This window comes from Methylocystis bryophila (genome assembly GCF_027925445.1).
Lineage (GTDB): Bacteria > Pseudomonadota > Alphaproteobacteria > Rhizobiales > Beijerinckiaceae > Methylocystis > Methylocystis bryophila.
In genome coordinates this window covers 253,755-268,035 of record NZ_AP027149.1, presented here as the reverse complement: position 1 = coordinate 268,035, position 14,281 = coordinate 253,755, and the positions used below count along the sequence as shown (strand labels likewise).

The window sequence follows — 14,281 nt, the reverse complement described above, 5'->3', positions numbered from 1 at the left end:
AGCGCGGCGCCCTCAGCAATCCTGCAAGCTGGATTTCAGCTCTTTCCCATCCGCCGGTCGGCTCGCGACCTTCTCTAGGAACGCGTCGATCTCGGACAGGAACTCGTGCTTTTGCGAGCGCTGGACCTGCGAGAATGGAGGCTTCGCTTCCCGTTGCCGTGCTGAGCCCAGTCCAGCATGGGCTTCGATTGCCTCAAGCCAGCCGAGGCCGTCCAACGGATCGAGATAGTCGAGAGCGTCCCCGCCGATCTCGCGGAAGACATCGATGTCGGAGGCGATGACGGGAATGCCCGCGGCCATGGCCTCGGCGACGGGGATGCCGAATCCTTCGCCAAATGAGGGCATCAGCAATGCGCAGGCGCCAGCGAGGAGGCGGCGCAGGCCCGGCGTTGAGAGCCCGCCGACTTCGACGATGTGGGGGCGGAGCGATTCGCTGCGATCGAGCAGGTCGAGAGCGTTGTCGCAAAGCCAGCCGCGCTTGCCGACGATCACGAGCTTGGGGACCGGACCGCGTGTCGCCAGCTCCCTCCAGACATTAAGCAGCATCAGATGGTTCTTGCGGGGCTCGATCGTCCCGCAGACGACGAAATAGCTGACCTTGGCAAGGCGCAAATCCGCCGCCTCAAATGTCGCGAAAGCTTGTGAGACGGGAGGTCGCGCCGTGCAGATCGGCAGGTCATTGCGGCCCTTCTCGGCGGCGAAGACGCGTAGGCGGCGCGCGACCACCTCTGTTCCCGTGATGGCTCCGGCTCCATAGCGGCAGATGTTGCGCATGCGCAGCAGGTGCCTTTCGGGCTCTCCTGGCCAAAAAAATTCCGGAAAATCTATGGGCAGCAGATCATGCACATAGAACACCGGCTTCACGTCTTTTCGTTGGTCGAGCCAATGAATGAACCACGGCTTGTCAAGCAGGAACTGGCTGGCGTTGACGTAGATCGCGCCTTGGGGAACCTTCGCGAGCGAAGCCCCTGGATAAAAAGCCCATTGGCGTAGGGCTCGCCAGTTCTGGGCGAAGAGCTTGGCGTCGAAGCGGCGCTTTACCCGTCCCTCGGCCGCCCGGCGCGGGTTGGCGCCCAGCAGCGCGCCGACCACGGATTCGTAAACTGCGTCGTCGCACGGGTCGATAAATTCGTTCCAGCACGCCTCAATGCCGCCAATGGTTCGCAGGGCGGCATCGGCTCCGGCAAGCCTGTGGCCAAGGCATGTGTAAATCAGCGCGCCTCTGCGTTCGTCGGGCGAAGAGAGGAGATGGCGAGCTAGCGTGAAATCGATGCGATCGATGCCGTTAGGCGAAGGGTTCAGCGCCCGGGTGACGAGGCGCGTGATGTCATAGATGACAGGCGCCGGCTGAGTAGAGCCGCCCGCCGATCCGCGCGCATCGGTCTGTGAAGGGATCATCAACGCCGGCGGTCTCGTGGGAAGCTCTCAATGAGCAACTCGAACATTGTTTACTGCACGATCCGCGCGCCGACCAGCTTCGGCTCACGGTCGAGCAGAGCGCAAAGAGAGCTATCGTTTGCGCGAGTAAGACGCGGGTTGTCTGGATTTCACGCGAAGAATGCCCGCCGCCAAGAGCGGGAGCGCGTCGTCCTTTGAGACATCCGGTCGTCGAATGCGGGGACGCTAGGGGGCGCCCCTCTGCCGCTCGTGGAAGCCGCCGCGAGGAAATCCCGAGGCATCGGGTCAGCTCCGGACCTGGGGCGCCTCGAGGCGTCGCCGCGCCGGATTGCGGGCGCGCCTACACCGGGCTCGTTCACTCGGAGTTGCTCGCCTCACGAGCGTCGCAACGCGCGGCTAGATGACGATGACGCGCGACCGCGAGTCGAGGTCGCGCGGTGGGCCGCGAGGGGTGCGGACTCGCTCGGGAGGCCGCCGCAATTCGCTTCACCGACTGACGCAAAGGGAGGCCACTTGCACGGCGTGAGGTCGGGCGAAACGGTTCTCCTTTCCCTTCCCGGCCGCCCAAAACGGAGCGACCCGACTCGTGGTCGCCGGGGGTTGGCGCAAAGCCACGAGGTGAGAATTAGTGCCTCCGAACATGCGCTTGCGCATCGCGCCAGGCTGTGCGTTGAAATCAAAGGCTGCGGCATTCTCTTGAACTGTAAGCTCAAATCGACCGTCAAACTAGGCCGCAGGCTGTGCCTTTTATCTGGCCCTAAATCGGTCGCTTGCGCTCCCTTATCTGCGCTCGCGCACAAAGGCGCGAGAGACTTCGCCAGCAAGCGCCAGAGTGCGAAAATCGCCATCACGGCGCTTCGGGCGCCAAAACTGGATGAAAAGTTTAGCGGACAGCAGGATGACCGCAGCTGTTCCATCGTTCGACGTGCGGATCGCGCGCATGCCCTCTCCGAAAGTTTTGTCTTCCGGAGGCGCGGGAAGAGGGGATGGGACGCAGCTCTTTTTGCTGCTCGAGCGTCGGCGATCGCAGCTCGGGCGAGCATGACGGATGGTGATTCTCGCGCGGGCGCGGTGAAAAATATTGACGCTGCGCGCACGTCGATTGGCGCAGCCGTTGGCCTATTCGGCCGCAGCTCGGAGGCTCGCCGCGATACCACGCCGGTGACGTTATCGACGGCTTGGAAAGGGCAACAGACGGCCGAAAATGTTCTCCGTAGCGGCGGGAGCCGGGCTTCTCGGCGATAAGAAAGCTGCCCGATCAAAGCTCCCGACCATGTCTGCGAGACGAGCTGGCCGGCGAAAAAAAATGTCACGCGGGGCGCAGGAACAGCTCCGCAGGCCGCGCATGACCAGCATCCCTCGATGGTCTCCGGTCGTAGCTTTCCGAGCGCCCCTCAGACCAAGATTATCCTGTCCCCTGACGCTTTCGGCGGGCCGCTGGTTGAGAGGAAGATATGGAAGCGCTCACCGAATTGCGCATCGCGTCGTTGACGACATTCTGGGTGCGCAGTGAACGAACGGCGTGCGGAGAAAGGGAGCGCAGGCGTGCGGCGCGGAAGTGAATATCGCGCGAAGACGAAGCACGACTCGTACAAGGTCAGAATCAAAATCTGGCCCGAGTGGTCGCGTTCGAGCGTCCGCCCCACGACGATTTCGTCGAGGCCTCTGGGTCAGATCTTCTGTCCAGGAACTGCGGCCACGCGCTCGATGAGCGGCGCTCGTCGCGCCAGTCTGCGAGCGGCTCCGGAGGCCAAACGACGCGCTGGGTGTGGCGTTTCAGATGACAACCGACGGCAGTTCTCGCCCCGACGGGTGAAGTCGGAAAGGTCGCCTGTGGGAAGCTGACGGCGCGGGGGCCGCAATCGATTTGCTGGTCGCTATCTCAACTCAGCTTCGAAGGCGAGTGCGTTCAAGTCCCCTGAGTTCCCGATCAGTCCCAGGAGCGTCTCAGCCTTCATTGCTGAGCCTTCTTTATGACGACAACGGAACTGAAGAAATTTCGCGAAGTGCAAATTTTTCGTAGTGAGCGCGGCGACTGGGTTGGCCAAGCAGGCGGTTATCCACAGGCTGCGTTTCAGGGGCGGGCCGTTAGAAAGAATCCGAAGGATTCTATGTTAGTACAGTTAGGAGGCGCGTGAATGATTGCTGAGCAATGGGTTAGACCCCTTTTCGGTTCCCAATAGCACGAGGATTTGGTCCCTGATAGCACGATAGGTGCGGTTCCCAATAGCACGATACTATCCACGAATTACCCACAGCTTATCCACAATGGGCGTGAGGAGCCTGCGGCGCGTTACCGCGGGACCGGCGTGGAACCAGAAGCGCGGCGCTGGGCTGTCCTGAGCGGATCGGAAGCTGATGAGCCGTCAGGGTCGGTTGCGGACGATTGACTGCGGATCGAATGAAAAACGTGTCGATCAGAGTCAGACCGCGGCCGCGACGCGTTATCTCAATTCAAAAAGTAATCCGAATCGCACGACAGCGCCGCCGATTTCTCGATGCGAAGCTTCAGCTGCTTCCTGATTGAGATCTTGATTGCGATGATCGTCATTATGTCGCGATCAAGAACACCCTCGGGAACTTTGAAATCGGGTAAGTGCGACGGGCCTCCCGCAACTATCGGGATCGATTCAGATATCCGATTTTCTCTTCTTGAAATCGTTCAGGCGCTTGCGCGAAGCGCCGCGCGGGAGGATCATCGCAAAGCCCAGGAGGCCGAAGCGACGACACTGCGGAGGCACACCGATGAAACGCGCAGCGATTTACGCCCGTTTTTCGACGGAGCTCCAGAACGAACGCTCCATCGAAGATCAAGTGGCCGTTTGCCGAAACTACGCCGAACGCAATGACCTCGAAGTCGTCGGCGTTTTCCACGACCGAGCTCGGTCCGGAGCGTCGATTTACGGGAGGGATGGGTTGTTGCGCCTTCTCGAGGCTGCTCGGGACGGCGCCTTTGATGTGATCGTGGTCGAAGCGCTTGATCGCCTGTCCCGCGACCAGGAGGACCTTGCCGGGATTTGGAAGCGGCTTAACTTTGTGGGTGTCGAATTGCGGGCGGTGCACGAAGGGACTGCCGACCAAATTCAGATTGGCGTGCGAGGTCTGCTAGCCTCGCTTTTCTTGACAGATCTGGCTCACAAGGTTCGACGTGGAATGCAAGGCGTTGTGCGGGATGGGCGCCATGCCGGCGGGCGAGCCTATGGCTATCGGCCTGTCGCCGGCAAACCCGGCGAGCTCGAAATCGTCGAAAGCGAAGCTGGGGTGATTCGCCGTATCTTTCGCGACTACGTCGACGGCAAAACCCCGCGGGAAATCGCGCACGCGCTCAACAGGGAAGGCGTAAGTCCGCCCCGCGGCTCGAACTGGACGCCCTCCACGATCAACGGCAACAAGAAGCGTCACCACGGGATCATTCTCAACGAGCTTTATGCGGGCGTTGTCGTGTGGAACCGAGTTCGGATGATCAAGGACCCCGACACCGGACGTCGAGTCTCACGGTCAAATCCGCCAGAGGAGTGGAAGCGCGCGCACGCGCCAAGGCTGGCTATCGTCGACAAGGACGTGTTCGAGGCTGCTCAACAGCGCAAGGCACAGCGGTCGTTCGAACCGCCCGAACGCGTGCGCAAAGCCAAGTTCCTGCTTTCCGGCCTGTTGAAGTGCGGTTGTTGCGGCGGCGGGATGTCAATGAAGGACCGCGATCACGGCCGCGTTCGAGTTCATTGCTCGACGATGAAGGAAGCCGGAACCTGCGCCAACCGAAAGATTTTCTATCTCGACGAGATCGAAAAGGCCGTCTTGACCGGTTTGCAACAGCACCTCAAGGCGCCGGAACTCTTGAGAGAGTTCGTTGCGAGCTATCAAGAAGAGCGTCTGCGACTGGCGGCGGAGAAGGTCAGACAGCGCGGCAGGTTAGAAAGCAGGCTCGCGGAGGTGCAGCGCACGCTCGATCGGCTGTGGTCCGACTATGAGAAAGAGCGCGTTCCAACGGAAGTCTTGGGGCCTCAGATGAAGGAGGCTCACCAGCAAAAAGTGGCGCTGCTCGCGGAACTGGAGACGCAGCCTGAGCCAGAGAAGGTCCTCGCCCTGCATCCCGCAGCTCTCCAGCATTACGAGCGGCTGGTCGGACAGTTGAACGAGGTTTTCGGGCGGGGCGTCACGCCGGACAATGAGGAGGCCGCGGAGAAAATCCGCGAGCTGGTGGCGAAGGTCGTCGTCAAGCCGGCCGAAGAGGGGTTCAAGCTCGAGCTTCAGGGGCGATTGGCCATGCTCATGGGCGCGGCCAAAGTCTACCCCAACATGCGCATCGCGGCGTCGGGGGGACGTGTGGTAGCGGAGGAGGGATTCGAACCCCCGACACAGGGATTATGATTCCCCTGCTCTGGCCAACTGAGCTACTCCGCCCCGTCAAGGCTCTGGCGCCAAGGGCGCCACGTATAGGCGGCGCGCTTCTTGGGTGTCAAGCGCGCGTCCCGGATCTATCGGCTCATCCCTTCGCGCCCCGCAGCAGCGTGTAAAAATGCGCCTGCTCGGCCGGATTGTCGCGGAAGGCTCCGGAAAACTGGACGGTCACGGTCTCGGAGCCCTGCTTCAGCACGCCGCGCATCGACATGCACAGATGCTGAGCCTCGACCAGCACGGCGACGCCGCGGGGGTTGAGCTCCTGCTCCAGCGTGTTGGCGATCAGCGCCGTCATGGCCTCCTGCGTTTGCAGCCGCTTGGCGAAAACGTCGACGAGGCGCGCGAGCTTCGAGAGTCCGACGACGCCGCCCGTCGGATAATAGGCGATATGCGCCTTGCCGATGAAGGGCGTGACGTGATGCTCGCAGTGCGAGAAGAAAGGAATGTCGCGAACCATGACGAGATCGTCATAGCCTTCGACTTCCGCGAAGATGCGCTCCAGCACCTCGCGCGGGTCCTGATTATAGCCGCTGAAGACCTCCTCATAGGCCTTCACGACGCGCCGCGGCGTCTCGCGCAGGCCTTCGCGATCCGGGTCGTCGCCGGCCCAGCGCAGGAGGACCCGCACCGCCGCTTCCGCTTCCTCGCGCGTGGGCTTTTCAATTTCGCGCTTCAGCGCACCGAGCGGTTTATCGATCAAGGTCTTAACCACGTCATCCATGTGGAGCCTCCGACGGGTGAGAGAGCCGTGTCTCCGGCCGACAAGCAAAACCGGTTCCAAGAGCCGGCTGAAGCGCGCCGTGGGAAGCGGCGCCGTCGATCGCGCGGGAAGGGTTACGGCTTTCGTTCTAAACTCCGCGCTTTCGCGAGGAGCGTCATACGCCTATATAGAGGTTCAGGACGGCCAAGATAAGCCCCCGTTCGATATGCCATGATCGACGCTGTCTATAACAAACGCATCCTCGAGCTCGCGGCAGATATCCCTCGGCTGGGCCGCCTCGCCCATGCGCAAGGCAGCGCCACGGCCCATTCCAGGCTTTGCGGCTCGACGATCACGGTCGATCTGAGCCTGGACCAGGGTAGGGTAAGCGATTTCGGTCAGGAGCTGAAAGCCTGCGCGCTCGGCCAAGCGAGCGCCTCGATCCTCGCGCGCCACATTCTTGGCGCCACGCCCGAAGAGCTGCGGGCGCTGCGCGAGACGATGCGTCAAATGCTCAAGGAAAACGGTCCGCCGCCCGCGGGTCGATGGGCGGATCTCGCGGCGCTGGAGCCGGTTCGCGACTACAAGGCGCGGCATGCCTCGACGCTGCTGCCCTTCGACGCGGTCGTCGGCGCCCTCGACGTCATCGAAGGCGCCACGTCTCGTTAGATCACCCTGCGTTCAGGCGCAGCCGCCTGAACGTCGATGCGGCAAGTTGGAGCGCGTTCGGATCATTCCGCCGCGACGAGCGAGGCGGCCGGCGCGTTCTTATGCGTCGAGGCCGCATGGGCGGGCGAAGGCAGACGCTTCCAGGTTTCGCCGCCGCAGAGGAAGCCCATCAGGCAGCCCTGCACCGAAAGCTCGGCGCCCTTCGACTTCACCGTGATGCGGCCGTCGTAGGTCTTCTTGTCGTCGGAATTGTAGAGTGTGCCGCGCCATTCATTGGCCGCGACCTTCTTCGCCCCTTGCAGGATGACGGTGCCGATGCCGGCCTTGTCTTCCGCGTTCTCCGCGTCGACTACCTTGGCGCAGAGCAGCCCCTGGCCGCAGTCATAGAAGCTGAATTTGACGCCGCCTTCCTCGCGAAGCCACAAGCCGCGCGGGTCCATCGGATCGGCCGCGCGCGCCACGCCGGCCAGCGCCATCGCGCCGAGCGCGAGGCCGATGAGGAGGCTCGAGGAATGGGAAATGGCTTTCATGGGCCGCTCCTGATCGTTGATGACTAGAAAACTCTAGCTCCGCATCTGGGCGAATGTTCGGCTTCTCAAAGGCGATTAGACGACGATCTTGGTTTCCCTTCCCTTAAAAGCGCGGAGATTCAGCGGAAAATTCGCCTGCGTGGCTAATCGCCACAATTGCGTGGCGCCCTCGCCGCGGCCATTTCTCTCCCTGCGGGCCGCCCGAGGCTTTGTCTGCGCAGAGCCGGTCAGCGCAGGCTCGGCGGGCGTTCCATTGCTTTGCAAACGATGCGTCCAGAGCCAACTTCTGTTAAGCCGGTTCTTGGATATCGAAAAAACAAATCGAGGCCACTCATGAGTTTTTCGCATCCCAAGCCCGCCGGGCTCCCCAAGAATCCCAGCTTCTCCTCAGGCCCTTGCGCGAAACGACCGGGCTGGTCGCCGCAAAATCTGAGCGCCGCGGCGCTCGGGCGCTCGCATCGGGCCAAGGCCGGCAAGGAAAAGCTCGAGCGCGCCATCGCGCTCACGCGCGAAGTTCTGCGCGTGCCAGACGACTATCGCATCGGGATCGTGCCGGCCTCCGATACGGGCGCCGTGGAAATGGCGCTCTGGTCGATGCTCGGCCCGCGCCCCGTCGACGTTCTGGCTTTCGAGAGCTTTTCCAGCGGCTGGGCGACCGATGTGCAAAAGCAGCTCAAGCTGCCGCAAGCCCGGGTCTTGACGGCGCCTTACGGCGAGCTGCCGGACCTCGCCCAAGTGAATGGCGATCATGATCTCGTCTTCGCCTGGAACGGCACGACCTCCGGCGTGCGCGTTCCCAACGCGGCGTTCATCGCCGCCGATCGCAAGGGCCTCACGATATGCGACGCGACCTCTGGCGCCTTCGCGCAGCCGCTCGATTTCGCCAAGCTCGATGTGACGACCTTCTCCTGGCAAAAATGTCTCGGCGGCGAAGCGGCGCACGGTATGCTCATTCTCTCGCCGCGCGCGGTGGAGCGTCTCGAGTCCTATGTCCCGCCCTGGCCCTTGCCGAAAATCTTTCGGCTGACGAAAGGCAGCAAGCTCATCGAAGGCGTCTTCGCCGGCGAGACCATCAACACGCCGTCGCTCCTATGCGTCGAGGACTATCTCGACGCGCTACAATGGGCGCGCTCGATCGGCGGGCTTGACGCGCTTTGCGCGCGCGCCGACGCCAACGCCGCAGTCGTGGCCGAGTGGACCTTGCGCCAGCCGGCCTTCGCCTTCTTGGCGAAGCAGCCGCAAACGCGCTCCAACACCAGCGTCTGTCTCGAATTCGCCGACCCAAGAGTCATCGCGATGGACCCCAAAGCGCGTTCAGGCCTGGCCAAGGCCCTTGTCTCGCTCGTCGAGAAGGAGGGCGCTGGGTTCGACTTCGGCGCCTATCGAGACGCGCCGCCGGGCTTGCGCATCTGGTGCGGGCCGACCGTCGAGCCCGCGGATGTGTCGCTGCTCACGGATTGGATCGATTGGGCCTTCGAGCAGGCGCTCGCGATCTTGCCTGCGTAGATTCGCTTCTCAACCGGGGTCTTCTCATGCGCCCGAGGGTTCTTATTTCCGATCAGCTCTCCGCGGCCGCCGCGCAGATCTTTTCGATGCGCGGCGTCGACGTCGATTTCCAGCCCACGCTCGGGAAGCACCCGGAAAAGCTGGCGGCGGCCATTGGCGGCTACGACGGCCTGGCGATCCGATCGGCGACCAAGGTGACCGCCGAAATCCTTGGCGCCGCCAAACGGCTGAAGGTCATCGGCCGCGCCGGCATCGGCGTCGATAACGTCGACGTTCCCGCCGCGACGGCGCGCGGCGTCATCGTCATGAACACGCCCTTCGGCAATTCGGTCACGACCGCCGAGCACGCGATCGCCCTGATGTTCGCGCTCGCGCGCGAAATCCCCGCCGCAGACGCCTCGACGCAGGCGGGCAAATGGGAGAAGAACCGCTTCATGGGCGTCGAGATCTCCGGCAAGACGCTCGGAGTCATCGGCTGCGGCAATATCGGGACCAATGTCGCGACGCGCGCTCTCGGCCTCAAGATGCGCGTCATCGTATACGATCCGTTCCTCTCGGGAGAGCGAGCGGCGACCTTGGGCGTCGAAAAGGTGGAGCTCGACGAGCTGCTCGCCCGCGCCGACTTCGTGACGCTGCACACGCCGCTCACCGCGCAAACGCGCAACATCCTCTCGCGGGAAAATCTCGCCAAAACCAAGAAGGGCGTGCGCGTCATCAATTGCGCGCGCGGCGGGCTCGTGGACGAGGAGGCGTTGCGAAAGGCGCTCGACGACGGCCATGTCGCCGGCGCGGCGCTCGACGTGTTCGCGACGGAGCCCGCGACGGAGAACCCGCTCTTTGGCCGCCCCAATGTCGTCTGCACGCCCCATCTCGGCGCCTCGACCACCGAGGCGCAGGAAATGGTCGCGCTGCAGGTCGCCGAGCAGATGTCCGACTATTTGACGCGCGGCGCTGTAACCAATGCGGTGAATTTTCCCTCGATTTCCGCCGAGGAGGCGCCGCGGCTGCGGCCCTATGTCGAGCTTGCGGAAAAGCTCGGCCTCCTCGTCGGGCAGATCGCCAGCGCGGGCGTCGACAAGATCTCGCTCGTCTATGAAGGCGGCGTGGCGGAGCTCAAGACAAAGGCGATCACCGCCTCCGCGCTCAGCGGGCTGCTGAAGCCGATCCTGCAGGACGTGAACCCCGTCTGCGCGGCCGCGATCGCCAAGGATCGCGGCGTGGTCGTGGAAGAGATCACGCGCGAGGCGGAGGGCGATTACGAATCGCTCATGAGGCTACGCGCGGTCACGAGCCAAGGAGAGATCGGGGTCGCCGGAACCGTCTTTCACGACGGCAAGCCGCGCATCGTGCGCGTGGGCGACATCGCGGTCGAAGCCGAATTCACGCCGTCGATGATCGTCGTGTCCAATGAGGACAGGCCCGGCTTCATCGGGCGCTTCGCCGGACTTCTCGGCGACGCCAAGATCAACATCGCGACCTTCGCGCTCGGGCGCGACAGTCCCGGGGGGTCGGCGATGGCGATCGTCGCCGTCGACGGCGACGTGCCGGAGGAGGCCCTGGCGGCAATCCGCAGACTCAATGGCGTGAAGCGCGCCGCGGCGTTGAGGTTTTAGCAAGCCCGCCAGCGCCCGGTCGCATCTTTCTCAGCTGAATCGCGGCGCTTGCCTCTAACCGAGAGAAATCGCCGCCGGGCAGAGCCCTCGAGAAAAAAATAGACAGGCCGCCTGAAGTTAGCTAAGATTCCTAGCTAGGAGACGCCTATGGAAACGGTCACGATCCACACGGCCAAAACCACGCTATCCCAACTCCTCGCCCGCGTTGAAGCTGGCGAGGAGATTGTGCTCGCGCGCGGGAAGGAGCCCATCGCCAAGCTCGTCCCATTCAATCCCAAAAGGAACGGCCGTCGTTTCGGCGCCTATAAGGGCTCCGTGATCGTCGGTCCCGAATTTTTCGAGCCGCTGCCGGAACAAGAGCTCGTCGTCTGGGAGTGAGCGCAAATGCGCCTGCTGCTCGACACGCATGCATTCTTGTGGTGGCTTGCCGGCGACGAGCAGCTTTCTCCCTCCGCTCGGGCGGCCATCGCCGACGCCGAGAACGAGGTCTTCGTGAGCGCCGCCTCGGCTTGGGAAATCGCGACAAAACACAGGATCGGGAAGCTGCCCGCCGTCGCCGCGATCGTCGCAGACCTCCACGGCGTAATGTCGGATCAGGGTTTCATTGGCCTGTCTATCAGCGTCCGACATGGACAAGCAGCCGGCGCCTTGCCCGGACCTCACCGGGATCCCTTCGATCGAATGCTGATCGCACAAGCCATGCTCGAGGGCCTGGCGCTCGTTTCCAACGAGCTGGCGTTCGACGCTTATGGCGTCCGTCGGCTTTGGTGAAGTCGCGTTCGAACGACGATTGAAAAGCCATTCATTCCAACCGTCCGTCCTACTCGCGCACAAACTCCTCGGCGCGAAACCCCTGGGCGTAGAGCAGGCCCGTCAGATCGCCGAAGTCGATGCGATTGTCGACCGCCTCGACGACCGCCGGCTTTGCGTGAAAGGCGACGCCGAGGCCGGCGACCTTGAGCATTGGCACGTCATTGGCGCCGTCGCCGACGGCGAGCGTTAGGGACAGCGGGAGGTCGCGATCGGCGGCGAGGCGCCGCAACGCCGTCTCCTTGCCTTCCTTGGTGACGATTGGCTCGCGCACCTCTCCCGTGAGTTTTCCCGCTTCGATGACGAGGTCATTGGCGACTACCGCGTCGAAGGTCAGCATCGCCTCAACATGCCGCACGAAATAGGCGAAACCGCCCGTCACGAGCGCGACGGCGGCGCCATGTGCGCGGGCGGTCGCAACGAGCATGCGCGCTCCCGGCGTCAGACGGATCTTCGCGGCGGCTCTGGCGAGCTCGGCCTCGGGCAGGCCAGCGAACAAAGCGAGGCGCGATTTGAGCGCCTCGACGAAGTCGATCTCGCCGTTCATCGCGCGTCTCGTGATGTCCGCGACCTTGGCCTTAACGCCAATCAGCTCGGCGAGCTCATCGAGCATCTCGTTCTGGATTATTGTCGACTCGAGGTCGGCCACGATGAGGCGCTTGCGACGGCCCTCGGCGCGCTGGACGAAAACATCGAGCCGCGCGTGAGGGAGGCGTTCTGCGAGCGAATGACGGACTGCGGTCGCGACGCCATCCGGCTCGGGGCCTTCAAAAAAGAGATCGCAGGCTTGATTTGGCGCGAGCCAATCCGGCTCGCCAGCCCTGGCGCCAAGCGCGCGCAACGCGTCGCCGCTCGCCGCTGCGGCCTTCGCGGTCAACGCCGCATCCGCCGTTTCGGCGACGAGCGTGAGAATGATCTCGGGCATGCTTTGCTCTGACCGTGGGTCCAGAGCGCGCTTCTACCCGTTTGGCCCGGAGGAGTCTTGCGCCGCGCGCATCCGACCCAGCGTTTCAGCCCGCGAGACAGAAAAGAAAAGCGGCCTCGATCCGCTCGAAGGCCGCTTTAGGCGTCTAATTATCGAGCAGGGGACGGCGCGGCGAGACGCTCGCGCGCCGCCCTCCGGTCACTTGCCGAAGATGCTCGCGCGCAGGATCATTTTCGTGCCCTCGCATTCGGCGTAGCCGACGATGCCTCGCTGCTGCGATCCGGCGCCCGACGGCGGATGGCCCTTCCAGACGCAGCCCTTCTTGCCGTCGGAACGATCGCTCATCGTGATCGTGTAATTGTCACCCGCGGCCTCTTCGCCCTCGACCTTATAGGTCATCATCGAGCCGTTGTCGGCCTGGATCTCGGCAGTTCCCTTGAGCTTATTTCCGTCCCGCGTGATGGCCCAAGTGCCCTGGCCGCCCTTGACGCCGCCCAGGTTCTCTTCGGTCACGAGCCATTGCTCCGCGGCGAAGGCGAGGGTGGGGCCGCAGCACATCAGCGCCGCGGTCGTTGCGGCGAAGGCGAGCTTTTTCATTATCATTCCTCCCAGTGGAAGCGTTCTTTGTCTGATTCAGTCGCGCCCAGGCTTCTTTGCGTGAGGAGAATTGTCGCCGCGCCTCCGAGGACGCAGCGCGAGTCGCCAAATCTCGAACAGTTTCGTTCCGGCGGCCAAGTGCGCTAAGTCGCAGCTAAATGCGAGAGTCTTTCTAGCTTCGCGGGTCGACGCCGTCAATCAAGGCTCAGTTTTAGGCCTTTTCGATTCTCGAGAGCCGCTCCTCTTGCATTTTTTGTGACGCTCGGCGATAAGCCCCGCTTCCAAACCGCCCGGCCAGTGATGGGCTGCCGGGGCGGTTTTTTTCGCTGTCGTCAAGCGCGGGGTTCCCCGGGGCGCGGCGCGAGAGACGAGAGGGCCCAGGGCCCCAAGGAGAGCAAAATGCCCAAGCTGAAGACGAAATCCGGCGCCAAGAAGCGCTTCAAGATCACCGGCACCGGTAAGGTGGTCTACGCCCAGAAGGGCAAGCGCCATGGCATGATCAAGCGCACCAACAAGCAGATCCGCAATCTGCGCGGCACGTCGATCCTCTTCAAGACGGACGGCGACAACATCAAGAAATACTTCCTGCCGAACGGCTGATCGCTTCGCGCTAGAATCACAACGAAAGGATTATCGTCATGGCTCGCGTCAAACGCGGCGTCACCTCCCACGCCAAGCACAAGAAAACCCTGGATGCCGCCAAGGGCTTTTACGGCCGCCGCAAGAACACGATCCGCGCCGCCAAGGCCGCCGTCGATCGGTCGATGCAATACGCCACCCGCGACCGCAAGGCCAAGAAGCGCAGCATTCGCGCGCTCTGGATTCAGCGCCTCAACGGCGCCGTGCGCGAGTTCGGGCTGACCTACTCGCGCTTCATCGACGGGCTCAACAAGGCTGGCGTCACGATCGATCGCAAGGTGCTCTCCGAGCTCGCGATTCATCAGCCGCAGGCCTTCGCGGAGATCGTCGCCAAGGCCAAGGCCGCGCTGCCCGCGCTGCCCGCGGCGGCCTAAGACCCCCTCTCTCCGCCGAGGCTCGCCCGCGCGACGAGCCTCGTCCTCGTCATGGCCGGCCCCAGGGCTCGATGACCCGGGGGCATCCGCGCATGCCGCTGCGCGCTTGCTTGAACGCCTTC

Annotated in this window: 14 protein-coding genes and 1 tRNA gene; 8 read left to right on the top strand and 7 right to left on the bottom strand. The window is 63.3% G+C overall.

Annotated features, from left to right (window positions below):
* Window positions 1-12 precede the first annotated feature (12 nt).
* The gene (locus QMG80_RS01310) at window positions 13-1,398 is read right to left on the bottom strand and encodes a glycosyltransferase family 4 protein (RefSeq protein WP_085771173.1); all 1,386 of its coding nucleotides are present in this window, start codon (window positions 1,396-1,398) and stop codon (window positions 13-15) included.
* Between the two features lie 780 nt (window positions 1,399-2,178).
* Window positions 2,179-2,340 carry a hypothetical protein gene (locus QMG80_RS01305; protein ID WP_158658661.1) on the bottom strand — a complete coding sequence of 54 codons (162 nt, stop codon included), beginning with the start codon at window positions 2,338-2,340 and terminating at the stop codon, window positions 2,179-2,181.
* A 1,803-nt stretch (window positions 2,341-4,143) separates the two neighbouring features.
* On the opposite strand from QMG80_RS01305, the gene QMG80_RS01300 reads away from it, so the two are divergent.
* Window positions 4,144-5,766, top strand: coding sequence for a recombinase family protein (locus QMG80_RS01300; RefSeq protein ID WP_085773600.1), 1,623 nt, complete (start codon window positions 4,144-4,146; stop codon window positions 5,764-5,766).
* Here QMG80_RS01300 and QMG80_RS01295 read toward each other — a convergent pair.
* Together QMG80_RS01295 and folE are read right to left on the bottom strand one after the other, a co-directional pair.
* Window positions 5,723-5,799 (bottom strand) — tRNA-Met (locus QMG80_RS01295). The genes QMG80_RS01300 and QMG80_RS01295 overlap by 44 nt on opposite strands.
* Window positions 5,800-5,881: 82 nt before the next feature.
* The gene (folE, locus tag QMG80_RS01290) at window positions 5,882-6,517 is read right to left on the bottom strand and encodes a GTP cyclohydrolase I FolE (RefSeq protein ID WP_085771172.1); all 636 of its coding nucleotides are present in this window, start codon (window positions 6,515-6,517) and stop codon (window positions 5,882-5,884) included.
* 210 nt (window positions 6,518-6,727) lie between these two features.
* On the opposite strand from folE, the gene QMG80_RS01285 reads away from it, so the two are divergent.
* Complete coding sequence (locus tag QMG80_RS01285; RefSeq protein WP_085771171.1) at window positions 6,728-7,165, top strand: iron-sulfur cluster assembly scaffold protein; 438 nt, start codon at window positions 6,728-6,730, stop codon at window positions 7,163-7,165.
* A 62-nt stretch (window positions 7,166-7,227) separates the two neighbouring features.
* Here QMG80_RS01285 and QMG80_RS01280 read toward each other — a convergent pair whose 3' ends face one another.
* On the bottom strand, window positions 7,228-7,695 hold the full coding sequence (locus QMG80_RS01280) for a DUF2147 domain-containing protein (protein WP_085771170.1): 468 nt from the start codon (window positions 7,693-7,695) through the stop codon (window positions 7,228-7,230).
* A 333-nt stretch (window positions 7,696-8,028) separates the two neighbouring features.
* On the opposite strand from QMG80_RS01280, the gene QMG80_RS01275 reads away from it, so the two are divergent.
* The 4 genes from QMG80_RS01275 to QMG80_RS01260 all read left to right on the top strand — a co-directional run bounded on the left by QMG80_RS01275 (window position 8,029) and on the right by QMG80_RS01260 (window position 11,585).
* Window positions 8,029-9,201 carry a phosphoserine transaminase gene (locus tag QMG80_RS01275; RefSeq protein ID WP_085771168.1) on the top strand — a complete coding sequence of 391 codons (1,173 nt, stop codon included), beginning with the start codon at window positions 8,029-8,031 and terminating at the stop codon, window positions 9,199-9,201.
* 26 nt (window positions 9,202-9,227) lie between these two features.
* Window positions 9,228-10,814 carry a phosphoglycerate dehydrogenase gene (gene serA / locus QMG80_RS01270; protein ID WP_085773599.1) on the top strand — a complete coding sequence of 529 codons (1,587 nt, stop codon included), beginning with the start codon at window positions 9,228-9,230 and terminating at the stop codon, window positions 10,812-10,814.
* Between the two features lie 147 nt (window positions 10,815-10,961).
* Window positions 10,962-11,192 (top strand): type II toxin-antitoxin system Phd/YefM family antitoxin, encoded by a 231-nt coding sequence (locus QMG80_RS01265; protein ID WP_085771167.1) that lies wholly within the window; start codon window positions 10,962-10,964, stop codon window positions 11,190-11,192.
* Between the two features lie 6 nt (window positions 11,193-11,198).
* On the top strand, window positions 11,199-11,585 hold the full coding sequence (locus QMG80_RS01260) for a type II toxin-antitoxin system VapC family toxin (RefSeq protein ID WP_085771166.1): 387 nt from the start codon (window positions 11,199-11,201) through the stop codon (window positions 11,583-11,585).
* Window positions 11,586-11,634: 49 nt separating this feature from the next.
* Here QMG80_RS01260 and serB read toward each other — a convergent pair whose 3' ends face one another.
* Together serB and QMG80_RS01250 are read right to left on the bottom strand one after the other, a co-directional pair.
* The gene (serB, locus tag QMG80_RS01255) at window positions 11,635-12,549 is read right to left on the bottom strand and encodes a phosphoserine phosphatase SerB (RefSeq protein ID WP_085771165.1); all 915 of its coding nucleotides are present in this window, start codon (window positions 12,547-12,549) and stop codon (window positions 11,635-11,637) included.
* A gap of 198 nt (window positions 12,550-12,747) precedes the next feature.
* On the bottom strand, window positions 12,748-13,146 hold the full coding sequence (locus QMG80_RS01250) for a hypothetical protein (protein WP_245300146.1): 399 nt from the start codon (window positions 13,144-13,146) through the stop codon (window positions 12,748-12,750).
* A gap of 399 nt (window positions 13,147-13,545) precedes the next feature.
* On the opposite strand from QMG80_RS01250, the gene rpmI reads away from it, so the two are divergent.
* Both rpmI and rplT read left to right on the top strand, forming a co-directional pair.
* Window positions 13,546-13,746 carry a 50S ribosomal protein L35 gene (gene rpmI / locus QMG80_RS01245; protein ID WP_085771164.1) on the top strand — a complete coding sequence of 67 codons (201 nt, stop codon included), beginning with the start codon at window positions 13,546-13,548 and terminating at the stop codon, window positions 13,744-13,746.
* 38 nt (window positions 13,747-13,784) lie between these two features.
* Entirely contained in the window at window positions 13,785-14,159 is a 375-nt protein-coding gene (gene rplT / locus QMG80_RS01240) for a 50S ribosomal protein L20 (protein ID WP_085771163.1), read from the top strand.
* Window positions 14,160-14,281 lie beyond the last annotated feature (122 nt).